The organism is Haloprofundus halophilus (assembly GCF_003439925.1).
In the GTDB taxonomy this organism is placed as follows: domain Archaea; phylum Halobacteriota; class Halobacteria; order Halobacteriales; family Haloferacaceae; genus Haloprofundus; species Haloprofundus halophilus.
This window is the reverse complement of record NZ_QQRR01000001.1, coordinates 698,839-721,050: the sequence shown is the minus strand read 5'-3', so window position 1 is coordinate 721,050 and position 22,212 is coordinate 698,839. Positions and strand designations below refer to the sequence as shown.

Here is a 22,212-nt window from a genome sequence, read left to right as displayed (position 1 = left end):
CGACGGCGCTGGCCGTCCACCTTTTTCTTCGACGGCCATCCTCGCTCCGCTCGTCGGCCGCCTCGAAAAATCTGGACCAAAAAACCGCGGCTTACTGTTCGACCGCACTGGCCGTCCGAATAATCTGCTCCTCGCCGAACTTCGGACCGATGAGTTGGAGACCGACCGGAAGACCGTCTGCCTCGCCGGCGGGCACCGAGATGGCCGGGAGGTTCGCCAGGTTCACCGGCACCGTGTTCGCGTCGGTGAGGTACAGTTGCAGCGGGTCGTCGAGGCTCTCGCCGAGTTTCGGCGGGAGGACGGGCATCGTCGGCGACGCGAGTACGTCGACGCTCTCGAAGGCGGCGTCGAAGTCCTGCGCCACCCACGCGCGGGCGTCCTGGGCCTTCTTGTAGTACTTGTCGTGGTAGCCCGCCGACAGCGCGTAGGTGCCGAGGAGGATACGACGTTTGACCTCCGAGCCGAAGCCCTCCTCGCGGGCGCGGGCGAACGACTCGTTCCAGTTGCCCTCGTAGCCGCCCGATTTTCCGTATCTGACGCCGTCGAACCGCGCGAGATTCGAGGAGGCTTCGGACATCGCGATGACGTAGTACGCCTGCACCGCGTGGCCGACGGACTCGAGGCTCACCTCCGTCGTCTCTACGCCCTGCGCTTCGAGTTCCGAGAGGGCGTCCTCGAACACCTCGACGACGCGGTCGTCCGCACCGTCGACCAGTTCCGTGGGGACGCCGACGGTGAGGCCGTCGACGTCGCCGTCGGCGGCGCTCGCGTAGTCGGAGCTCGTCCCCGTCTCACGGGCGGTGCCCGTTCGACCATCCGAGGCGCTTCGTGCCTCGCTCGCGTCACGAGTCGTCGCGTCGTTGGCGTCCGGTCCCGAAATCACGTCGAGCAACGTCGCCGCCTCCTCGACGGTGGAGCCGAACGGTCCGATCTGTTCGAGGCTGTTGGCGTAGGCGACGAGCCCGTAGCGCGAGACGAGCCCGTAGGTGGGTTTGATGCCGACGACGCCGCAGAACGCCGCGGGGTTGCGAACCGAGCCGCCGGTGTCGGTGCCGAGCGCGAGGTCCGCCTCGCCCGCCGCGACCGCCGCCGCGGAGCCGCCGGACGAGCCGCCGGGGACGCGTTCGGGGTCGACGGGGTTCCTCGTCGCGCCGAACGCCGACGTCTCGGTGGTCGACCCCATCCCGAACTCGTCCATGTTCGCCTTGCCGACGATGGTCGCGCCCGCGTCCTTCAGGCGCTCGACGACCGTCGCGTCGTACGGCGGGACGTAGTCGTCGAGCATCGCCGACCCGCAAGTCGTGCGGAGACCCTCGGTGCTGATGTTGTCCTTGACGGCGACGGTCGTGCCGCTCAGCGGGCCGTCGGCGTCCGATTCGACGGTCTCCTCGGTGACGAAGATGTTGAGGTCGGCAGCCATCTACGACACCTTCGGCCCCTTGAAGAAGCCGTCTTCGGCCTCCGCGGCGTTCGAGAGCGCCTCCTCCTGACTGAGGCTCTCGCGGACCTCGTCGGGGCGCATCACGTTCACCAACTCGGCTTCGTCGTCGACTTCGGGCACTTCGTCGAGCGCGTCGAAGTACGTGAGAATATCGGCGAACTGCGCGGCGAACTCCTCGACCTCGGCGTCGTCGAGGTCGACCCGCGCGAGGGTCGCAACGTGACGCACTTCCTCCGCGTCGACGGACGTGTCGCTCATACCGTCTCGGTGTCGGGGGCCGGGAGTAAGGGTTTCGATGCACCGCGAGTCGCCGACGAGAGCGACGTTCGGCGAAAGCGAAAAGTATCGGCCCCCGTGACGAGACGCCAGCGCCACCGGACCGAATCCACCATCGAAACCATCGGTGCGACCGGCCCGCCGGAACGTAGTTTTCGAGGCGTCTCGACCCCTAATTTCGGCACCAGACTTAAGTGAATCGCTTCCGAACAACCCGATGGAGAACAGTCCACGAGAGAGGCGTCTCTCCACCACCCCACTACCCCTAACAATGACTGATAGTGTCCGACGGTACACGGGCGAGCGCACCCGACAGAGAGACGAGGAAGAGAACGAAGACGAAGCCGACGAGACGCTGCGCTGCCCGGAGTGCGGCGGACAGTTGGCCAGCGACACCGAACACGGCGAGACCGTCTGTACCGACTGCGGTCTCGTCGTCGAGGAGGACGGCATCGACCGCGGCCCCGAGTGGCGCGCGTTCGACTCCAAGGAGAAAGACCAGAAGTCCCGCGTCGGCGCACCGACGACGAACATGATGCACGACAAGGGGCTGTCGACGAACATCGGTTGGCAGAACAAGGACGCCTACGGTAACTCGCTGTCGAGCCGCCAGCGGGAGAAGATGCAGCGGCTACGGACGTGGAACGAGCGCTTCCGCACCCGCGACTCCAAAGAGCGCAACCTGAAACAGGCACTCGGCGAGATAGACCGCATGGCCTCGGCGCTCGGCCTCCCCGAGAACGTCCGCGAGACCGCCTCGGTCATCTATCGCCGCGCGCTCGGCGAGGACCTGCTCCCCGGCCGCTCCATCGAGGGCGTCTCGACGGCCAGTCTGTACGCCGCCGCTCGTCAGGCCGGAACGCCGCGCAGTCTCGACGAGATTTCGGGCGTCTCCCGCGTCGAGAAGGACGAAATCGCCCGGACGTACCGCTACGTCGTCCGCGAGCTGAAACTCGAAATCCAGCCCGCAGACCCCGAGAGCTACGTCCCGCGGTTCGCCTCGGCGCTCGACCTCTCCGACGAGGCCGAACGCCGCGCACGAAAACTGCTGAAGAACGCCAAAGAACAGGGCGTCCACTCGGGTAAGTCGCCGGTCGGCCTCGCCGCCGCCGCCGTCTACGCCGCCTCGCTGTTGACCAACGAGAAGGTGACTCAGAGCGAAGTGAGCGACGTCGCCAACATCAGCGAAGTCACCATCCGGAACCGGTACCACGAACTGCTCGAAGCCGAAGAGCAGGTCCACCTGCCGTAGTCGGGTCGTGCGCCGCCGCCTGCCGACGCCTGCCAACGCGTGCTGACACCTGCCAACGCGTGCTGACGCCTGCCGATACCGCTCGACCCCCGCCGCGGATTCGACTCCCCCTTTCGCACCCACAGTCGGAGCGACTGCTACCGATTCGGTCGCAGAATCGAAGCGGTCGCCGCCGATTCGGTCGCCGGAAGTCACGACGGTTAAAACCGGTCGCCGCCACCGTTCGGCATGGAGACGACGCGGCACTTCACGGCGACGGTGTACATCGTCAACGACGGGGCGACGGCGCTGCACGAGCACAAGCGGCTCGGCCTGCGACTGCCCCCCGGCGGCCACGTCGACAGAGACGAACTCCCCCACGAAGCCGCGCTCCGAGAAGCCCGCGAGGAGACGGGTCTGGAGCCGACGTTACTCGCCGATCACTCCACCATCGCCTCCGAGACGGCGCGGACGATTCCGCGGCCGCGGCATCTGTTGCTCGAAGATATCAACGTTCACGACGACGGGGTCAGCCACCAGCACATCGACCACATCTACTACGCGACGACCGACTCGCGTGCCATCGACCCCGACGACGGCGAAGAGAGCGCAGACGTGTGGGACTGGTACACCCCCGACGACCTCCGGACGAGCGACCTCGACGCCGACGTGGTCGAACTCGGTCTGGAAGCCATCGGGTGCGCGTCCGGTCGACGCTGAGGCCGGTACGGCGCTAAGGCCGGTACGGCGCTGAGGCCGGTACGGGTCTGTCTGTCGGTAGCGAGGGTTTTTGAACGAGGACGCGGCCACCCCGTCGTGTGTCCTGACCGATTGCCGAACGGGTGCCGAGGCTGTTGCGCGGTGACCACCCGTTCGAGCGCTCACCGCCTGCTTGCACCCACCACATCGACCCGACGCTGACGGCAGCATCTCCACCGTGAGGAGCGAACGCTATCCCGAGCGCTTCTCGAACGATGCGCGGAACGTGTCTGTATATCGTCACTAACTGGTTAGGCCTCGCACTGATGCGAGCGTGCTCGCAACAGCAGGTACGCGATGACCGACGAGCAATCCTCTGCTACCGCGGACGACGTGGATGAGCTGTCGCAGTTACTGGCGGTTCTCTCGCATCCGCGTCGCCGGCAGGTCGTAACGCTGCTATCGGACGACTCTCACCCCTCGACGCTCACCGAACTGGTCACAGCGATTCGGACGCTCGACTCGCCGACGCCGACGGCTGCCGACCGCGAAGCCTCGCTCCATCTCTCGCTTCACCACGTCCACCTTCCGAAGCTCACCGACGCCGGATTCGTCGAGTACGACTCGGCCAGTCGAACGCTCACACCCGGTCGCCGGCTCGTCGAACGGGACACCGACCAGGTCCCCTCACTGGCGGCCCACTTCGACGACGAACGGACCGGCTCCGGGGTCCGCCTGTTTTCGACGACCACGATGCGGGCGACGTTGGCCGTTCTCGACGCCGACGACGACGAGGAACTCGCCGTTTCGGACGTCGCGGCCGCGCTCTCCGCTCGCGTCGGCGGTTCTCCGCAGACGCACGCGGCGCATCTCGTCCACTCTCTCCTCCCGAAACTCGCCGAAACGGGCGTCGTCGACTACGACGCCGACCGAGGGACGGTGTCGCTCCTGTACCGCTCGCCGCCACTCGGCGGTTCGTCCTCGCCGGCGCACCCCTGAGAAACGGAGACAGAGCAGTCGCCGACTCCTCGCCGAGCGCGCTCTGTTCGATTACCGGTCGGTCAGCGAGCGGACGTACTGCCCGACGTGGTCGTCCATCCGTCGTTTGAACCCCGCGCGGCGGGCCAGTCGGTCGAGTTCGCGCGCCGCTAAACTCCCGTACTGGACGGCTTTCTTGTCCGCGGCGGCGACGGCAGCGGGAAGCACTCTGTCGGCGGTACGTCGAAGCGCAATCTTGCGCTCCTCGCCGTCGGTCAGGAGGCGACCCGGCAGTCGGAGCGCGGCCGCGACCACGTCGTCGTGCAGCAGCGGCGCGACCGGTTCGACGCCCGCCGCGCGCAGCGCCAATACGTCGCGCTCCAGTTGGTCGGGCAGCGTCGCGACGACTTCGCGCGTCGCGCCGCGGACCGTCTCGGCGTCGACGCGGTGGTCGTCGGAGGCGTTCGCCACCTTCGCGTAGCCGCCGAACAGTTCGTCCGCGCCCTGTCCGACGGCCAGCCTGTCGTAGCCGTCGGCGGCGACGCGCTCCGCGACGAGATACAGCGACAACGCGATCTGGACGTCCATCGCGTTCGTCCGCCCCGTCGCAGCGACGATCTCGGGGACCGCGCGGACGAGGTCGTCGTGAGTGAACTCGACCACCCGCAGGTCGCGGTCCCGGTCCATCGCTTCGGCGGCGTCGCGGGCGGCCTCGATGTCGTGCGACCCCTCGAACCCGGCGACGTAGCAGGGCGCGTCGGGTATCCCGGCGGCGACGAGCGCGGAGTCGACGCCCCCGGAGAACGCGACGGCGGTGTCGGCGGCGTCGACGGCGCGGACGCTCCGCAGCACGGCGTCGTCAACCGCGTCGAGCGCCGTCTCGTCGTCGTCGAACGTGGGCGGGTCGGGAAGCGTCCACGCGCGCACACTCTCTGTCTCCGCTTCTCCCCGACTCGGAAGCTGCCGGACGTGACCCGCCGGGAGCGGTTTCGGGTCGTCGAGGTCGGTCGGGTCGAAACTCCACGTCGTCGGGTCGCGCTCCGAGAAGAACACCGGTTGTCGGCCGAGTACGTCGCGGACGAGAAGCGGCCCGTCGCAGGCGACCGACCCGGCGTCGAGACGGCCCGCGAATCCGGCGGTCCCGGGAAGCGGGTCGCCGCGTTCGAACGCGTCCTCGACGCGTTCGGGAGTCGCACCGCGAATCACAGGAAGTCGGTGACCGCGTGTTTCATGCGCCGCTTCGCCCCGCCGGCGGCCTGTCGGAGACTGATGTGCCACGGCGTGCGGGTACCGACGACGCCCGTCCGGCCCTCGGCGATCGCGTCGAGGATGGCGTCGGCGCGGCGTTCGTTCGTTCCGACTTCGGTCACCGCCTGTCCGACCATCTCGCTGATGTGGGCGTCGCTGCCGGCGGTCATCGGGAGGTCGTTGGCGAGCGCGAACTTCTCTGCTTTCCGGTTGGCGAGACCGGTCAGGAGCCGCGAGTTGTACACCTCGACGGCGTCGGCGCTCGCCAGTTGTTCCCGCGAGATGTGCGGGGCGACGCCGTGGCGGGACTTCTGGAACGGGTGGGGGACGACGGCGAGACCGTCCTGGTCTCGGATTCGGTCGAGCGTCTCGTCGTAGGAGAGGCCCGCGGGAATCTGCTCGTCGATGTCGAACGCGAGCACGTGGCCCGCCGAACTCGTCACCTCCATGCCGACGATGCCGACGAGGCCGTAGTCGGCGGCGCGTTCGGCCGCCTCGATGCTCGCGTCTATCTCGTCGTGGTCGGTGACTGCCAGCCCGTCGAGTCCGACGGCCGCGGCTTGTTCGAGCAGCAACTCTACGGGGTCGCGGCCGTCGTACGACAGCGCGGAGTGCGCGTGCAGTTCGACCGATAACACGAACAGCCTTTGGGAGGGTGTCTAAAAAAACTCGCCGGTCCCGACCGCCCTACCTGCTTCGAAGCATGCTCGGAGCGATGATGACCGTGGTGAACAGGACGGCGAGGATGACGCCCACGCCGTAGAGGAACGTGAACTCGGTGACCTGCCCCGCGGCGAGCATACTGAGGAACTCCGAATCCGGGTAGAACAGTATGATGGCGATACCTGCGAGCCCGATGAGGATGCCGATTCCTCCCCAGAGGCGTGATTCGTCCATTAGTGGCCGATGTGACCACGTGCAATCATAGAACTACCGGAATCTCACGCCCGGACTGTGAAATCTACCCGGAGAGCACGGTCCCGGAGGCTCCGTTCGCCGGCGACGATACACACGTGCGTGCATATGAAAAGGGATTTATCGACGCTTTCTGAACAGGGAGGTGAATGAGTCTCTCCGACGCCGACCGCGAACTCGTCGTCGCCGAACTCGGCCGCGAACCCACGGCGGCCGAGGCGGCGCTGTTCGAGAACCTCTGGAGCGAGCACTGCGCGTACCGTTCGTCTCGGCCGTTGCTGTCGGCGTTCGACAGCGAGCGCGAGGCGCGAAGCGCCTCGGACGAACACGGGAAGCGTAGCGACCCGTGGGAGCGCGTCGTTATCGGTCCCGGTGACGACGCCGCCGTCGTCGCCGTCGACGACGACACGTACGTCACGCTCGGCATCGAGAGCCACAACCACCCCTCGTACGTCGACCCCTACGACGGCGCGGCGACGGGCGTCGGCGGCATCGTCCGCGACACGCTCTCGATGGGCGCGTACCCCATCGCGCTCGCCGACTCGCTCTACTTCGGCGAGTTCGAGGACGAACACTCGCGCTACCTGTTCGAGGGCGTCGTCGAGGGCATCGCCGACTACGGCAACGCCATCGGCGTCCCGACAGTGACGGGCAGCGTCGACTTCCACCCCGACTACGAGGGGAACCCGCTCGTGAACGTCGCCTGCGTCGGCCTCCTCCCCGCCGACCGCCTCGTCACCGCCGAAGCCCAGGAGGCCGGCAACAAACTCGTACTCGTCGGCAACGGCACCGGCCGCGACGGCCTCGGCGGCGCGTCGTTCGCCAGCGAGGACCTCGCCGAGGACGCCGAGACCGAGGACCGACCCGCCGTGCAGGTCGGCGACCCCTACACGGAGAAACTGCTCATCGAAGCCAACGAGGAACTCGTCGACGCCGGACTCGTGCGGTCGGCGCGCGACCTCGGCGCGGCCGGTCTCGGAGGCGCGTCCTCCGAACTCGTCGCCAAAGGCGGCTTCGGCGCTCGTATCGACCTCGACGCGGTCCACCAGCGCGAACCGAACATGAACGCGATGGAGATTCTCCTCGCCGAGTCTCAGGAGCGGATGTGCTACGAGGTGCGTCCCGAGGACGTCGAGGCGGTCCAGAAAATCGCCGAGAAGTACGACATCGGCTGTTCGGTCATCGGCGAGGTGGCGGAGGGCAACTACGTCTGCACGTTCGACGGAGAAGTCGCCGTCGACGTGCCCGCCGAGTATCTGGCCGACGGCGCGCCGATGAACGACCTCGACTCGGTCGAACCCCGACAGCCGGAGCGCGACCTGCCGGACGCGGACCTCGCTGACGCCTTCGAGGCCGTCGTCGGCAGTCCGACGACCGCGAGCAAGCGCTGGGTGTACCGCCAGTACGACCACGAAGTCGGGCTTCGAACGGCGGTGAAACCCGGCGACGACGCCGCGGTGATGGCTATCAGGGAGGCAGAGACGGGACTCGCGTTCTCCTCGGGCGCGAACCCGAAGTGGACGAGCGCCGCCCCCTACGACGGCGCGCGGGCCGTCGCGCTCGAAAACGTCGCCAACCTCGCCGCGAAGGGCGCGACGCCGCTGGCGGCCGTCGACTGTCTCAACGGCGGCAACCCCGAGAAACCCGAGGTGTACGGCGGGTTCAAGGGAATCGTCGACGGTCTCGCCGACATGTGTCGCGACCTCTCGACGCCCGTCGTCGGCGGCAACGTTTCGCTGTACAACGACTCGGTGACGGGACCGATTCCGCCCACGCCGACGCTCGCCGTCGTCGGGACGAAAACGGGGTACGACGCCCCGCCCGCGGCGTTTTCGGGCGAGGGGACGCTGCTGCTCGTCGGCGAAGCGGGCGACGCGCTCGGCGGGTCTGAGTTCCTCGCGCACGCCGGCGGCGCCGACCGGTTCCCCGAACTGCCCGAGAACCCGGGGGAGGTCGTCTCGGCGCTCGCCGCCGTCGCCGACGACGGGGCGACGCTCGCCGTCCACGACGTGAGCCACGGCGGCCTCGCCGTCTCGCTCGCGGAGATGGTCACCGCGGAGGCCGGCGCGGACGTCGCCGTCGACGACGCGCTCTCGCTGTTCGACGAAACGCCCGGCCGCGCCATCGTCGAGACGACGGACGAAGCGGCGGTGCGCGAGGCGTTCGACGGAGTCGCGCCCGTCGTGAAACTCGGCGAAGCCACCGACAGTGGGGCGCTTTCGCTCTCCGTGGGCGAGGAGACGCTCGACTACTCGGCCGACGAGATTCGAGAACTCCGCGACGTTATCGCCCGCGAGTTGGACTGACGGGGTCGTCGACGACACCCCGTTTCTCACGGCCGCTGTTTTAGGCAATCCTAAAAATCGGCAGGCTTTTTAGGCCGTCCTAAAAACGTGTGAGCAACGACCATGCGTGCCGACACCTGCGTCATCGTCCCGACGATACGAGAGTACGAGTGCATGCGGACGTACTTCGAGAACGCCCGAGACCACGGGTTCGACCTCGACCGGTTACACGTCGTCCTCGTCACCGAGGACTTCTGCGACACGGCTGCGATGCGCGCGATGCTCGACGAGGAGGGCGTCTCCGGCGACGTGTTCGACGGGAGTCGACGCCGGGAGTGGTTCGAGGCGCACGGTCTCTCGCAGTACGCTCACCTGATTCCGGCCGCCAGCCACGCCCAGACCTCGTTCGGCCTCCTCTACCTGTGGGCCAACGAGTTCGAGTACGGGTTCTTCATCGACGACGACACGCTCCCGCACCCCGAGGAGGACTTCTTCGGTCGCCACTTCGAGAATCTCGACTACGAGGGAGAGATCACGTGCGTCCGCTCCGACGAGCGGTGGGTGAACGTCCTCTACCAGAACTTCGACGAACACGGGCTCTACCCCCGCGGTTACCCCTACGCGGCGATGGACGAGTCGGTCGAGACCGACACCCGATACGTCGACGAGGTGGTCGCCTCGCAGGGGCTGTGGACGAACGTTCCCGACCTGGACGCGGTCCGCATCTTGATGGACGGCGACCTCCGGGGACAGGCGCAGACCCGAACCTCGGCCGACGATTTCGGCGGGGATTTCGTCGCCGACCGCGGTCAGTATCTGACCGTCTGCTCGATGAACCTCGCCTTCCGGCGCGAGGTCGTCCCGGCGTTCTACCAACTGCCGATGGACGACAACGAGTGGGACGTCGGGCGCTTCGACGACATCTGGTCGGGCGTCTTCCTCAAGCGCGCCGCCGACGTCCTCGACAAGGACGTCGTCAACGGACGGCCGCTCTGCGAACACAACAAAGCCCCGCGACCGACGTTCGACGACCTCAACAACGAGGTGCCGGGACTCGAACTGAACGAACATCTCTGGGAGGTCGTCGACGGCGTCGGCGGCGGCCGCGAGACGTACGCTGGCGTCTTCGAAGCTATCGCCGACGAACTCGCCGAGGGCGACTGGAGCGAGTACAACAACGGCGCGTTCTTCACCTTCGTCGGCGAACGGATGCGCGAGTGGCTCGACTGCCTGTCGGCGCTCGACGCGGCCGAGACGACGCCGGCCGCGGAACGCCCGATTCCGAGCGACGACTGAGACGCCCGAACCGGTAGTTCTATATTATTTTAGGCAGACCTAAAATCCATATGGAGCGAAACGACACGGGACGGCTCAGTCGGCGTCGCCTCGTCGCCGCGGGGCTCACGGCCGGCGTCGCCGGTCTCGCGGGTTGTAACGGTGTTCTCGGCGGCGGGAGCGACGACGGCAGCCAGAACGGTTCACAGAGCATCGGACAGATCGGTTCGGGTCGGTCACCGTTCGGGGACCGTTCCATCGACGGCGGCACCTCGATGTCGGAGATGCCCGCTCTCTCGGGTGAACTCACCGTCTACTCCGGCCGCGGCGAGGCGCTCGTCGGTGAACTCGTCGAGTTCATCGACGACCTCTACGACGACTTCTCCGTCCAGGTTCGGTACGCGGGCTCTTCGGACCTCGTCAACCAGATCATCACCGAAGGCGACGGAAGTCCCGCGGACGTGTTCTACTCGGTCAACGCCGGTTCGCTCGGCACGCTCGCCGAGGAGGGTCGGACGACCCCGCTCCCCGACGACGTGCTCGAACTCGTCCGCGAGGAGTTCCGCGACCCCGACGGTCGGTGGACCGGCACCTCCGGCCGCGCCCGGACGGTTCCGTACAACACCGACCAGTGGTCGGCCTCGGACGTCCCGAACGACATCTCCGCCTTTCCCGACGCCGAACGGTTCGCCGACGAGGTCGGTTGGGCACCCACGTACGGCTCGTTTCAGGCGTTCGTCACGGCGATGCGCGTGCTCGAAGGCGACGAGCCGACCCGCGAGTGGCTCCAGGGGATGTTGGACCTCGGCGTCCAGGAGTACAGCGACGAGTTCCTGGTCTGTCAGGCCATCGCCGACGGCGAGATCTCGGTCGGCTTCGCGAACCACTACTACATCCAGCGAATCCTCGCGGGCCGCAACGACGCACCGCTGGCCACCGCGTTCACGAGCGGCGACGCCGGGAGCATCTTCAACGTCGCCGGCGCGTGTACGGTCGACACGTCCGACAACCGGGAACTCGCGGCGAACTTCATCCGTCACCTGCTGTCGGCGGAGGCGCAGGACTACTTCGCCCGCGAGACGTTCGAGTACCCGCTCGTCTCCGGCGTCGACCCCGTCGGCGACCTGCCGCGTATCGACGAGTTGAACCCGCCGCAGGGGGTAGACCTGACGCAACTGTCGGACCTCGAAGGCACCGTCGACCTGATGCGCGACGTCGGTGTCCTCTGAGGGCGGACGTTTCCACCGACTCGTCACCTACACACCGAACACACAGATGGACGCCGAACACAGTACCGGAGCGAACGACGCCGCCAGCGACGCCGAAGACCGCAGCGCGTCGAACGGGGCGTCGACGCCGCTCGGCGAATCGACGCCGCCGCTCGGTCTGTCGCTCGCCTCTGCCACGGTGGCCGTCGTCGTCCTCCTCCCCTTGATATGGCTCGTCCGGCTGGCCTTCGACGTAGGCGTCGAGGAGGCGGTGGCGCTCTCGGTCCGGCCCCAGACCGTGGAGGTGTTCGCCAACAGCGCCGCCCTCGTCGTCGCGGTCACCGCGGCCTCGATTCTCGTCGGCGTCCCGCTGGCGTACCTGACGGTCCGGACCGACCTCCCGTTTCGGCGCTTCTGGACCGTCGCCGTGTCGCTGCCGCTCGTCATCCCGAGCTACATCGGCGCGTTCGCGTTCGTGACGGCGTTCGGCCCGCAGGGGGCGCTCCAACGGCTTCTCGAACCCTTCGGCGTCGAGTCGCTGCCGCGGCTCTACGGCTTCACCGGGGCGACGCTCGTGCTCACGCTGTACACCTACCCCTACGTCTACATCACGACGCGGGCGGCGCTGAAGTCGATGGACACGACGCTCGTCGAGGCGGCGCGGACGCTCCGACACACCCGCTGGGAGGCGTTCCGCCGCGTGACGGTGCCGCAGATTCGACCCGCGGTCGCGGCCGGGTCGCTGCTCGTGGCGCTGTACACGCTCTCCGACTTCGGGACGCCGGCGATCATGCGCTTCGACGCGTTCACCCGCGTCATCTTCGTCGAGTTCAACTCCTTCGGCCGCGACTTGGCCGCCCTGCTGTCGCTGCAGTTGGTCGCGGTGACGCTTCTCATCTTGGCCGCGGAGTCGCGCATCCGCGGCGACGAGCAGGTGTACGGCGGCGGCCGAGCGACCGACCGGGTCCGGCTCGGCCGCTGGAAAGGTCCGGCGCTCGGCTTCTGTACCGGCGTCTCCGCGCTGGCGCTCGCCGTCCCGTCGGTGGTTCTCGGTACGTGGTTCGTCCGCGGCGCGAGCGACGTGGGCAGCGAGACCCTGGCGTTCGATATCTCGTACGTGCTCAACTCCGTCGGCGTCGCGGCCGCCACCGCCGCCGTCGCCGCGATTTTTGCGTTCCCGGTCGCCTACGTCGCCGCCCACCACCGCGGGACGGTCGCGACGCTCGCCGAGCGCGCGACGTACGTCGGCTACGCGGTTCCCGGCGTCGTCATCGGACTGGCGCTCGTCTATCTGGGCACCTCCTACGCGCAGCCCATCTACCAGACGCTCTACCTCCTCGTGTTCGCCTACGTCGTCCGATTCCTCCCGCAGGCGGTCGGCTCGCTGCGGGCGTCGTTCCTCCGGGTCGACCCCAAGCTACCGGAGGCTGCGCGGACGCTCGGTCGCACCCCGGGCGGCGCGTTCCGGAGCGTCACGCTGCCGCTCGTCGCGCCGGGGCTGTTGGGCGGGATGGCGCTCGTCTTCCTCACGACGATGAAGGAGCTCCCGGCGACGCTGTTTCTCGCGCCGACGGGGTTCGAGACGCTCGTCACGCGCGTCTGGTCGGCTTACAGTCAGGGCTACTTCGGCCGCGCGGCGGTCCCGGCGCTCATCCTCCTGGCCGTCTCGGGACTCTCGATGCTCGTCATCGTCTCGCAGGAGGGGTACGACGTGAAATGATACTCCGACGGAACCGACGAATCGACGAACGCGACAGCGACGACCCACTATCGATGAAACGAACGACGAACGACGAACGACAACCCGGCGGCGGTGGTTCACGATGAGTAACGACACGATGGTCAACGACACGATGGTCAACGATACGGCGGTGCGTTCGACGCGGGAGTCGACCGCTTCGACGGAACCGGTGCTGGAACTCGACGGCGTCTTCAAACGCTTCGGCGACAAGACGGTCATCGAGGACCTCTCGCTCGCCGTCGAGGAGGGAGAGATACTCACCCTGCTCGGCCCCTCGGGCTGCGGGAAGACGACGACGCTCAGACTCGTCGCCGGACTCGAACGCCCCGACGAGGGCGAGATTCGACTCGACGGCGACGTCGTCTCCGGAAACGGCTCGTTCCGTTCGCCGGAGCGCCGCGGCGTCGGCGTCGTCTTCCAGGAGTTCGCGCTGTTTCCGCACCTCACCGCGGGCGAGAACGTCGCCTTCGGGCTGAAGGAGTGGGACGACGCCGACCGCGAGGCGCGCGTGAACGAACTGCTCGACCTCGTGGACCTCTCGGCGCAGCGCGACTCCTACCCGGACGAACTCTCCGGCGGCCAGCAGCAGCGCGTCGCGCTGGCGCGCTCGCTCGCACCCGAACCGGCGGTGCTGCTGCTCGACGAACCGTTCTCGAACCTCGACGTCGACCTCCGGGTCCGGATGCGCGAGGAGGTGCGACGCATCCTCAAAGCGGCCGGCGTCACCGCCGTCTCGGTCACCCACGACCAGGAGGAGGCGATGTCGATGTCGGACCGCGTCGCCGTCGTCAACGCCGGCCGAATCGAGCAGATCGGTCGCCCCGAGCGCGTGTTCCAACACCCCGAGTCGCGGTTCGTCGCCGGGTTCCTCGGACACGCGAGTTTCCTCGGCGGCACCGTCGGACGCGACGCCGTCTCGACGGCGATCGGCGACGTTCCGCGCGAGCGGATTCACGGCCTCGCGCCGGAGTACGAGGGCTCCGCGATAGAGCTACTGGTCCGCCCGGACGACCTCGAAGCGACGCCCGACCCCGACGGCGACGGCGTCGTCTCCTCCCGGCGCTACCTCGGGCCGACGGCGCTGTACGAGATCGAACTCGACTCCGGCGAGGCGGTTAGCTGCATGCACAACCACGACGTCCACCTCGACCGGGGCGAGCGCGTCGCGCTCTCGCTGGCGGCGGCGCACGACCTCTCGTGGTTCCCCGAGGGAGCCGAGACCGTCGTCGACCGCTGATGTCGTGGGTGGGTCGGCGCTTCTCGACGTCCGATTCCGACGAGTCCGTTCTCCGGCGTCGCGGTTTCGCGCTCGGAACGCTCGCGCTTTCGCTTCTCGCGGCCGCCGTCGTCGGGTGGCTCGCCACCGACCTGTTCGCGTACCACTCGGTCAACGACGACGAGGCGGTCTACCTGACGCAGGCGGCGATGCTGCTGGAGGGTCGGCTGTTCCTCCGTCCGGGTGCGCTCGCGGAGGTCGTCAGACCGTGGTTCTTCGTCGTCGACGACGGCGGCGAGACCCTGCGGATGTACGGCAAGTACTCGCCAGCGGTGCCCGCCATCTTCGCCCTTTCTCGTGCACTCACCGGCGGATACGTCGCCGCGCTCGTCGCCGTCGCCGCGGGAATCGTCGCGCTCGTCGCCGTTCTCGGTCGGATGGCCTTCGACGAGCGGGTCGGACTGCTCGCCGGGGCGTTCGTCCTCGCGTCGCCGCTGTTTCTGTTCACCTCCTCGGTGTATCTCGCCTACGCGCCGACGACGCTGCTGAACCTCTGTTTCGCCGTCGCCTACGTTCGGGCGTCGAGAATCGGGAGTCGCCGCTGGGCGCTCGTTTCGGGCGTCGCCGTCGGCGCGGCCTTCTTCGCCCGGCAGTTCACGGCGGTGCTTTTCGCCGCCCCGTTCATCGTCCACTCGCTGGCCGTCCTCTCTCGCGCTCTCGGCACCGACCGCCTCCGCGAGACGCTCGTCCGGACGGCCGCCGTCTCGGTTCCGGGTCTCGCGTTCGTCGCGCTGACGCTCGGCTACAACGCCGCCGTGACGGGCGACCCGCTGTTGTTCCCCTACGAGGCGTTCGCCCCCCGCGACGGCCTCGGCTTCGGCGAGCGCGAGATTCTCGGCTACGTCGTCGATTACACCCCGGAACTGGCGGTCGCCGTCGCCGTCGAGGCGCTCTCGATGCTGTTCACCGACTGGGTCGCCGTCGGGAGCGCGGGGGCACTCCTCGCGGCCGTCGGCGTCGGCGTCGCCGCCCTGCGCTGGCGGCGCGCGGGCGCTCCGGTCGCGCCGAAATCGACGGCGCTGTCGGTCCACGGAGTCAGGGCGCTGTTGCTCGGCGTCGCCGTCTCCGTCGTCGTCGGCAACCTCTACTTCTGGGGTACCCACAACGGGCTGGCGAACGGACTCGTCGACCTGCTCGGCCCGTACTACCACTTCGACCTCCTCGTCCCGTTCGGCGTCTTCGCCGCCGCGGGCGTCGTCGCCGTCGCCGACGCGGCGGCCGACGCGGTCGAGAAACGCCGAAATCGGCGGACCGCTCGCGTCGCGCTCGCCTGCCTGCTCCTCGTCTCCGCGCCCGTCGTCGCCGCCGCGGAGGCGTCGGTCGTCGCCGACCCCTACGAGGAGAACCGCCTCCGGACCGACAACTTCGAGACGACGTACGAACCGTTCGAGCGCGCCGAGTTCGACCGCGCGCTCGTGTTCGTTCCCAGTCCATACGGCGACTGGCAGAACCACCCGTTCCAGTATCTGCGCAACGACCCCGGCTTCGACGGCGACGTGGTGTACGCGCTCGACGACGGCCCCGACAGGGATTTCCAGACGCTCGCGGCCGTCGAGAACCGGACGCTCTACCGCTTCACCTACCGCGGGACGTGGACCGGTGCGGTCGAACCGGTCGACCCCGAACTGCAGCGACTCGAACTGCTGCGCGGCGAACGAATCGACGGGGAGACCACCGTCGGCGTTCCGAGCGGAGCGACGCGCGTCAGCGTCCGCGTCGAGACCAAACGAGGGTACGCTCGCTACTCCGTCGGGGGGTTCGCCGAGGGCGACGCCGTCGCCGTCGAGTGGACGGTAACGCCCGACGGCGTGCGGGTGGCGAACCTCGACCGGACGGGCGGCGACGCCGACGGGCCACCGGTACCGCTCCCGTCGGGCGCGAGCGAACTGGACCTCGTCGTCAGGTTCGCGGGCACCGCGGGCGAGTCGGTGACGTACCGACAGGAGCTCACGGTCGACCGGGACGGTGACGAGGTCCGTGCGCTGTGGCCGCCGGAGACGCGAGTCTGTCGCCTCCGGACCGAGTGCGGCCGCGAGGGGACGTGGGTCGGCCCCGACGGGGACTACCTCGACGGCGTCTCCGTGGCGACGAACGCGACGGCGTCGGGATAGCGCGACCGAGTCGGAACGCGACCGAGTTGGAACGCGACCGAGTCGGAACGTGGCCGTCTGCGGCCCGTTCTCCCCGAGATTCCAGAGTTGGCTATACAGATATCTTTCCAGATAGCTATGTAGATGTCTCTCCGTGGCTCCTCCGGTTCAACCCCCGTCGCCGTCGAAAACGCAACTCCTTTGTTTAGGTCTACCTAAATCGAGGCCGATGGAGCTGACGAGACGGGACGCGCTGGCGGCGCTCGCGGGCGGTGGGGTCGCCGTCGGCGGTGCGAGTGCGCTCGCGTGGGACCGCCTCGGCGACGACGGAGGGGAGACGCCGGACGTCCCGACCGGCGAGACGCTCACCGCCCTCGCGGCGGCGGTCTACCCCTCGGCGGTCGACGGCGTCGACGAGTTCGTCGAGACGTACGTCGTCGGCCGCGCGTCGGGCCGACCCGAGTACGAGCGCGGGGTCGTCGAGACGGCGGCGCTCGTCGAAACGTACGCCGTCGACTGGTTCGACGCGCCGGTTTCTGAGCTGTCGCGCGAGGAGCGCGACGAACTGCTCCGTCAGATGGGCGCGGAGACGGCCGACCCCGACCCCGAGGGGAGCGTCGCCGAGCGCGTGCGCTACTACGTCGTCGACGAACTGCAGTACGCGCTCTACACGTCGCCCGCGGGCGGCGAACTGGTGGGTATCGAGAACCCGCAAGGGTACGCGGGCGGAACCGAGAGCTATCGGCGGGGGCCGAAGCGGTGAGCGCGAGCGACGACGGCGACGAGCGGGAGAGCCCGGAACTCGACCGGACGCCGAGCGACCGGGTCGACGTCTGCGTCGTCGGTGCGGGACCCGCAGGAGGACTCGTCGCCCACCGACTCGCCGACCGCGGCCACGACGTGGTCGTGCTCGAAGCCGGACCGCGGTTCGACCCGGCCGACCGTCTCGAACGGATGGAGCGGTCGATTCGCCCGGCTCACGGCGGTAGGGAGGTGTGGGAGATGGGCGGCCCGAGAGACGCGTTCACGACGCCCGGCGAACTGTTCTACCCGCTGAACGTCGCCCGCGCGAAGGGCGTCGGCGGGTCGACGCTCCACTGGCAGGGGATGGTGATGCGCCTCCACGAGTCGGATTTCCGACGGCGGAGCCGCGACGGCGTCGCCGACGACTGGCCCATCGACTACGACGACCTGAAACCCTACTACGCCGAGGCCGAGTCGGCGCTCGGCGTCGCGGGCGCGTCGGACAACCCGTTCGCGCCGCCGCGCGACGAACCGCACCCGCTCCCCGCCTTCGAGCCCTCCTACAGCGACTCGTTGTTCGCCGAAGCCTGCGAACGCCTCGGCGTGACGACCCACTCGGTGCCGAACGCGCGCAACTCCGAACCGTACGACGACCGCTCGGCCTGCGTCGGGTTCGGCACGTGCAAACCGGTCTGTCCCTCCGGTGCGAAGTACACGGCCGAGAGCCACGTCGAGAAGGCCGAGGCGGCAGGCGCGCGCGTTCTCGACCGGGTTCCGGTCCAGCGACTCGAACACGACGCCGCGGGCGAGCGCGTCGAGGCGGCCGTCTATGCGACGCCCGACGGCGAGGAGCACAGACAGGAGGCGCGGGCGTTCGTGCTGGCCTGCGGCGGCGTCGAGAACCCGCGCCTGCTCCTCCTCTCCGAGTCGGAGCGGTACCCCGACGGCCTCGCGAACTCCTCGGGGCTCGTCGGCCGCTACTTCATGGAACACCTGTTCGCGGGGATGGGCGGCACGCTCGACGAGCGGACGCGACAGAACCACGTCGGCTTCATCACGACCGAGAGCCACCAGTTCTACGACGACCCGGGCGCGGGCGCGGAGGGGACCGAGTCGTCGATTCCGGCGAGCGACGACGACCTCGGCCCCATCAAACTGGAGTTTCTGAACTACGCCGGGCCGTCGCCGGTCGAAATGGCGCTGTCGGCCGAGACGTGGGGCGACGAACTGCTGTCGCAGCTCCGCGAGGGCTACGGCAACCACGTCGCGATGGGCGCGCTCGTCGGGCAGCTGCCGCGCGCGGAGAATCGTATCGCGCTGGACCCCGGGACGACCGACGACTACGGTAACCCCGTCCCGGCGGTTCACTGGCGTATCGACGACCGGACCCGGCGGACGCTCGCCCGCGCCAACGAGATTCAGCGGACGATTCTGGAGTCGCTGGGCGTCGACGTCGAGTGGACGGTCGGCCCGGACAACACCGGCCCGGCGTACCACCACATGGGGACGACGCGGATGGGGACCGACCCCGAGACGAGCGTCGTCGACCCCCGGCTCCGGACCCACGACCTCTCGAACCTGTGGATTCCCTCCTCCGGTGCGTTCGTCACGAGCGGCGCGATGAACCCGACGCTCACCATCGCCGCGCTCGCGCTGCGCGTCGCCGACGACCTCGACTCTCGGCTCTGAGCGCCTACCGACGCCGCCGACGCTCTTCGAGGCAGACGCGCACGATGGAGTTCGCGATGGCGGCCCCGCCGCCGAGCGGGTCGAGTTTCGTCTCGCCGAGTCGCTCGTCGTACTCGATTGGCAGTTCCTTCACGGCGTAGCCGCGCAGCAGCGGTCGGATGAGAAGCTCCGCGGAGAGCCCCGTGTTCTCGGTCCACTCGATGTCGTCGACGACCTCCCGGCGGTACGCGCGCATCCCGGTCGTCGTGTCGTGGACGCGCTCTCCCATCAGCGCGCTCGCCAGCAGCGCGAACGCGGCGTTGCCGAAGCGGTTGAAGGCGGGCATCGCTTCCGCGCCGTGGTAGAGCCGGTCGCCGCTCACCACGTCGTAGCCGTCGTTGATGGCGTCGAGGAACTGGGGGAGCTGTTCCATCGGGTAGGTGCCGTCGCAGTCGGTCGTGACAATGACCGGCCGCGAGGCCGCCGCCAGCGCCGCCTCGACGGCGACGCCGTACCCCTGCGGTTGCTGGCGGATGACCCGCGCCCCGTGTTCGCGGGCTATCTCGGGCGTGCGGTCCGACGACCCGTCGACGCAGACGACCTCGGCGCGGCCGTCGGTCACCTCGTCAATGTCGGCGAGCACCGATTCGATGGCCGCCTCCTCGTTGTACGTGCCCATCACGACGCTCACGTCGTCGAACGTGTAGCGTTCGCGTCGGTCTGCGCTGCTACTCTGCTCGGCCCGGTCGAGTTCGTCGAGTTCGGTCTCCGGCTCGGCGTCGGCGCTCTCGTCCGCCTGCGCGGTCGTATCGCTCATCGTCTCTTCGGACGGACGCCCGGGTTTTTAGGTTTACCAAAAACAGCGGCGACGCGGCTTCGCCTCTCCCGTCTTCCCCGCTCAGGCCAGAAGCAGCGGGACGCCGAAGACGACGAGGAGGCCGACGAGAAGGACGACGAAGCCGGTCCCGACCTGACTCGTGGTGTAGGCGCTCTGCGGGGCGGTCGTTCGCTCGCCCGCCGTGGTGTCCTCGGCCTCCTGGTGTGGTTCGTCCCCTTCGTCGACGTCGCGGCGCTCGCTCGGTTTGCTCTGGTCAGCCATGTCCGAGGGTTCTGCACCTGCCTACTAAAACACAACTAAATGGGCTCCACCCGTGAGTAGAGTCGTGAAGGAGACACAGGACGCGACGAGCGAGGACGCCGACCCCGCGCACGTCGACCGGGCGTGGTGGAAAGAGTCGGTCGTCTACCAGATCTACCCGCGGAGCTTCAACGACAGCGACGGCGACGGCGTCGGCGACATCCCCGGCATCATCGAGAAACTCGACTACCTCGACGACCTCGGCATCGACATCGTCTGGCTCAATCCGGTGTACGAGTCGCCGAACGCGGACAACGGCTACGACATCGCCGACTACCGCTCCATCATGGACGAGTTCGGGACGATGGACGACTGGGAGCGGCTGCTCGAAGGGCTCCACGACCGCGACATTCGGCTCATCATGGACCTCGTCGTCAACCACACCTCCGACGAGCACGCGTGGTTCACGAAGTCGCGCGACCCCGACAGCGAGTACCGCGACTACTACATCTGGCGGCACGGTCGCACCGACGTCGACGGTTTCACCGGTCACGAGGGGCCGGAACACGAGGCTCCGCCGAACGAGTGGGGGTCGTTCTTCGGCGGTCCCGCGTGGGCCTACGACGAGCGGAGCGAGGAGTGGTACATGCACCTGTTCGACCGAAAGCAGCCCGACCTCAACTGGGAGAATCCCGAGGTGCGCGACGAGGTGTTCGAGATGATGGAGTGGTGGCTGGAGAAGGGCATCGACGGCTTCCGGATGGACGTTATCAACCTCGTCTCGAAACCCGACAGCGTCACCCAGCACGACCCGCCGCACGTGTACGACGACTTCGACGCCACCATCGACGGCCCGAAAGTCCACGACTACATCGGCGAGATGGGCGACCGGGTGCTCGCCGACCGCGACGTGTTCACCGTCGGCGAGATGATCGGCCAGGAGATGTCGATGGAGGAGGCACTCCGGTACGTCGGCGACGACGGCGACGGCCTCAGCACGCTGTTTCACTTCGACCACGTGCTGCTCGACCAGGGCGAGAACATCTGGGACTACCACGGCTACGAGCTCGGGGAGCTGAAACGCGTCTTCAGCCGCTGGCAGAACGGCCTCTTTCCCGACGGCTGGAACAGCCTCTACCTGAGCAACCACGACCAGCCGCGCCTCGTCTCGCGCTTCGGCGACGACGGCGAGTACCGCGCCGAGTCGGCGAAACTGCTCGCGACGCTCCTCTTCACGCTCCGCGGCACGCCCTACGTCTTCCAAGGAGCCGAAATCGGCATGACGAACTACCCGTTCGAGTCGCTGTCGGAGTTCCGCGACGTGGAGACGATAAACCCCGTCCGCGACGCGCTCGACTCCGGCGAGGTGAGTTCCTTCGAGGAGATAAAGGGTGGCCTGCGCGAGAACAGCCGGGACAACGCCCGCACGCCCGTCCAGTGGTCCGACGACGAGAACGCCGGCTTCACCGACGGCGAACCGTGGATAAACGTCAATCCGAACTATCAGGAGATAAACGTCGAGGCCGCCCGCGACGACCCGGCGTCGGTCTGGCACTACTACCGGCGACTCATCGACGTGCGAAAGGAGAACGACGTGCTCGTCTACGGCGAGTACGACCTGTACTACCCCGACCACGACCGCCTGTGGGCGTACACTCGAACGCTCGGCGACGAGACGGCACTCGTCGTGCACAACTTCGCGGATCGGAAGACGGCGTTCGAACTGCCGGCGTCGGTTCGGGAGTCGGTCGACGACACGACCGCCGAACTGCTGCTCGGTAACTACGACGCGGCCGACGGTCCCCCGGTCGAACACGACGTCGACGCGCTCGCTCTCCGTCCGTGGGAGAGTCGCGTCTACCGTCTCGGTTGACGCGTCGTACGATCCGACGCGGCGGCTCGCTCGCCCGTCTCGTCCGACCCAATCTGCTATGGGTGTCCCTTCTGACGGCTCTGTCCGCGACCCACGTCCACGTCTGCGCCGCGAACGAACGGCTTTCGCGGCTGCTGTGAGGCGGACTGCCGGCGGAAAAAACTTCGACAGTCGTCGGAATCGACT

General features: G+C 68.2%; 19 protein-coding genes. 12 read left to right on the top strand and 7 right to left on the bottom strand.

What is annotated here, in order from left to right; translation table 11 throughout:
- Window positions 1-91: 91 nt before the first annotated feature.
- Window positions 92-1,420 carry an Asp-tRNA(Asn)/Glu-tRNA(Gln) amidotransferase subunit GatA gene (gene gatA / locus DV709_RS03585; protein WP_117591825.1) on the bottom strand — a complete coding sequence of 443 codons (1,329 nt, stop codon included), beginning with the start codon at window positions 1,418-1,420 and terminating at the stop codon, window positions 92-94.
- On the bottom strand, window positions 1,421-1,699 hold the full coding sequence (gene gatC, locus DV709_RS03580) for an Asp-tRNA(Asn)/Glu-tRNA(Gln) amidotransferase subunit GatC (RefSeq protein WP_117591822.1): 279 nt from the start codon (window positions 1,697-1,699) through the stop codon (window positions 1,421-1,423). It abuts the gene before it with no gap.
- Between the two features lie 289 nt (window positions 1,700-1,988).
- Here gatC and DV709_RS03575 point away from each other — a divergent pair, with 289 nt between their 5' ends.
- The 3 genes from DV709_RS03575 (at window position 1,989) to DV709_RS03565 (ending at window position 4,646) form a co-directional block, all read left to right on the top strand.
- On the top strand, window positions 1,989-2,969 hold the full coding sequence (locus DV709_RS03575) for a transcription initiation factor IIB (protein WP_117591820.1): 981 nt from the start codon (window positions 1,989-1,991) through the stop codon (window positions 2,967-2,969).
- 228 nt (window positions 2,970-3,197) lie between these two features.
- Complete coding sequence (locus DV709_RS03570) at window positions 3,198-3,668, top strand: NUDIX hydrolase (RefSeq protein WP_117591818.1); 471 nt, start codon at window positions 3,198-3,200, stop codon at window positions 3,666-3,668.
- Between the two features lie 336 nt (window positions 3,669-4,004).
- On the top strand, window positions 4,005-4,646 hold the full coding sequence (locus DV709_RS03565) for a DUF7344 domain-containing protein (protein ID WP_117591815.1): 642 nt from the start codon (window positions 4,005-4,007) through the stop codon (window positions 4,644-4,646).
- A gap of 51 nt (window positions 4,647-4,697) precedes the next feature.
- Here DV709_RS03565 and DV709_RS03560 read toward each other — a convergent pair whose 3' ends face one another.
- The 3 genes from DV709_RS03560 to DV709_RS03550 are packed head-to-tail and all read right to left on the bottom strand — an operon-like array spanning window position 4,698 to window position 6,770.
- Complete coding sequence (locus DV709_RS03560; RefSeq protein ID WP_117594065.1) at window positions 4,698-5,828, bottom strand: asparagine synthase C-terminal domain-containing protein; 1,131 nt, start codon at window positions 5,826-5,828, stop codon at window positions 4,698-4,700.
- Window positions 5,828-6,511 carry a PHP domain-containing protein gene (locus tag DV709_RS03555; protein WP_117591814.1) on the bottom strand — a complete coding sequence of 228 codons (684 nt, stop codon included), beginning with the start codon at window positions 6,509-6,511 and terminating at the stop codon, window positions 5,828-5,830. The genes DV709_RS03560 and DV709_RS03555 overlap by 1 nt, the downstream gene beginning before the upstream one ends.
- 49 nt (window positions 6,512-6,560) lie before the next feature.
- Window positions 6,561-6,770, bottom strand: coding sequence for a hypothetical protein (locus tag DV709_RS03550; protein ID WP_117591812.1), 210 nt, complete (start codon window positions 6,768-6,770; stop codon window positions 6,561-6,563).
- A gap of 167 nt (window positions 6,771-6,937) precedes the next feature.
- Between DV709_RS03550 and purL the strand changes: the two genes are divergently transcribed.
- From purL to DV709_RS03510, 8 genes are all read left to right on the top strand, one after another.
- The gene (gene purL / locus DV709_RS03545) at window positions 6,938-9,094 is read left to right on the top strand and encodes a phosphoribosylformylglycinamidine synthase subunit PurL (RefSeq protein WP_117591810.1); all 2,157 of its coding nucleotides are present in this window, start codon (window positions 6,938-6,940) and stop codon (window positions 9,092-9,094) included.
- A gap of 102 nt (window positions 9,095-9,196) precedes the next feature.
- A complete protein-coding gene (locus DV709_RS03540) occupies window positions 9,197-10,369 on the top strand; it encodes an alpha-1 4-glucan-protein synthase (RefSeq protein WP_117591809.1) in 1,173 nt (390 codons plus the stop codon).
- A gap of 44 nt (window positions 10,370-10,413) precedes the next feature.
- Window positions 10,414-11,577 (top strand): iron ABC transporter substrate-binding protein, encoded by a 1,164-nt coding sequence (locus tag DV709_RS03535; RefSeq protein ID WP_394338684.1) that lies wholly within the window; start codon window positions 10,414-10,416, stop codon window positions 11,575-11,577.
- Between the two features lie 46 nt (window positions 11,578-11,623).
- Window positions 11,624-13,276 carry an ABC transporter permease gene (locus tag DV709_RS03530; protein WP_117591805.1) on the top strand — a complete coding sequence of 551 codons (1,653 nt, stop codon included), beginning with the start codon at window positions 11,624-11,626 and terminating at the stop codon, window positions 13,274-13,276.
- A gap of 103 nt (window positions 13,277-13,379) precedes the next feature.
- Window positions 13,380-14,534, top strand: a complete 1,155-nt coding sequence (locus DV709_RS03525) for an ABC transporter ATP-binding protein (RefSeq protein ID WP_394338681.1) — start codon at window positions 13,380-13,382, stop codon at window positions 14,532-14,534.
- A gap of 1,454 nt (window positions 14,535-15,988) precedes the next feature.
- Window positions 15,989-16,684, top strand: a complete 696-nt coding sequence (locus DV709_RS18475) for a DUF7846 domain-containing protein (RefSeq protein ID WP_449272243.1) — start codon at window positions 15,989-15,991, stop codon at window positions 16,682-16,684.
- Window positions 16,685-16,892: 208 nt separating this feature from the next.
- The gene (locus tag DV709_RS03515) at window positions 16,893-17,426 is read left to right on the top strand and encodes a gluconate 2-dehydrogenase subunit 3 family protein (RefSeq protein ID WP_117591802.1); all 534 of its coding nucleotides are present in this window, start codon (window positions 16,893-16,895) and stop codon (window positions 17,424-17,426) included.
- A complete protein-coding gene (locus tag DV709_RS03510) occupies window positions 17,423-19,096 on the top strand; it encodes a GMC family oxidoreductase (protein ID WP_117591800.1) in 1,674 nt (557 codons plus the stop codon). The genes DV709_RS03515 and DV709_RS03510 overlap by 4 nt, the downstream gene beginning before the upstream one ends.
- A gap of 4 nt (window positions 19,097-19,100) precedes the next feature.
- Here DV709_RS03510 and DV709_RS03505 read toward each other — a convergent pair whose 3' ends face one another.
- Both DV709_RS03505 and DV709_RS03500 read right to left on the bottom strand, forming a co-directional pair.
- Window positions 19,101-19,754, bottom strand: coding sequence for a dolichyl-phosphate hexose transferase (locus DV709_RS03505; protein WP_232819714.1), 654 nt, complete (start codon window positions 19,752-19,754; stop codon window positions 19,101-19,103).
- 219 nt (window positions 19,755-19,973) lie between these two features.
- Window positions 19,974-20,174, bottom strand: coding sequence for a DUF7550 family protein (locus DV709_RS03500; RefSeq protein ID WP_117591796.1), 201 nt, complete (start codon window positions 20,172-20,174; stop codon window positions 19,974-19,976).
- 64 nt (window positions 20,175-20,238) lie between these two features.
- Here DV709_RS03500 and DV709_RS03495 point away from each other — a divergent pair, with 64 nt between their 5' ends.
- Complete coding sequence (locus tag DV709_RS03495) at window positions 20,239-22,026, top strand: glycoside hydrolase family 13 protein (RefSeq protein WP_117594061.1); 1,788 nt, start codon at window positions 20,239-20,241, stop codon at window positions 22,024-22,026.
- Window positions 22,027-22,212: the final 186 nt, after the last annotated feature.

Excerpts from the sequence above, each read along its gene's own strand:
- gatA (WP_117591825.1), bottom strand. The coding sequence starts at position 1,420 with ATGGCTGCCGACCTCAACATCTTCGTCACCGAGGAGACCGTCGAATCG.
- gatC (WP_117591822.1), bottom strand. The coding sequence starts at position 1,699 with ATGAGCGACACGTCCGTCGACGCGGAGGAAGTGCGTCACGTTGCGACC.
- DV709_RS03570 (WP_117591818.1), top strand. The coding sequence starts at position 3,198 with ATGGAGACGACGCGGCACTTCACGGCGACGGTGTACATCGTCAACGAC.
- DV709_RS03565 (WP_117591815.1), top strand. The coding sequence starts at position 4,005 with ATGACCGACGAGCAATCCTCTGCTACCGCGGACGACGTGGATGAGCTG.
- DV709_RS03525 (WP_394338681.1), top strand. The coding sequence starts at position 13,380 with ATGAGTAACGACACGATGGTCAACGACACGATGGTCAACGATACGGCG.
- DV709_RS03550 (WP_117591812.1), bottom strand. The coding sequence starts at position 6,770 with ATGGACGAATCACGCCTCTGGGGAGGAATCGGCATCCTCATCGGGCTC.
- DV709_RS03530 (WP_117591805.1), top strand. The coding sequence starts at position 11,624 with ATGGACGCCGAACACAGTACCGGAGCGAACGACGCCGCCAGCGACGCC.
- DV709_RS03515 (WP_117591802.1), top strand. The coding sequence starts at position 16,893 with ATGGAGCTGACGAGACGGGACGCGCTGGCGGCGCTCGCGGGCGGTGGG.
- DV709_RS03540 (WP_117591809.1), top strand. The coding sequence starts at position 9,197 with ATGCGTGCCGACACCTGCGTCATCGTCCCGACGATACGAGAGTACGAG.
- DV709_RS03500 (WP_117591796.1), bottom strand. The coding sequence starts at position 20,174 with ATGGCTGACCAGAGCAAACCGAGCGAGCGCCGCGACGTCGACGAAGGG.
- purL (WP_117591810.1), top strand. The coding sequence starts at position 6,938 with ATGAGTCTCTCCGACGCCGACCGCGAACTCGTCGTCGCCGAACTCGGC.
- DV709_RS03505 (WP_232819714.1), bottom strand. The coding sequence starts at position 19,754 with ATGGGCACGTACAACGAGGAGGCGGCCATCGAATCGGTGCTCGCCGAC.
- DV709_RS03575 (WP_117591820.1), top strand. The coding sequence starts at position 1,989 with ATGACTGATAGTGTCCGACGGTACACGGGCGAGCGCACCCGACAGAGA.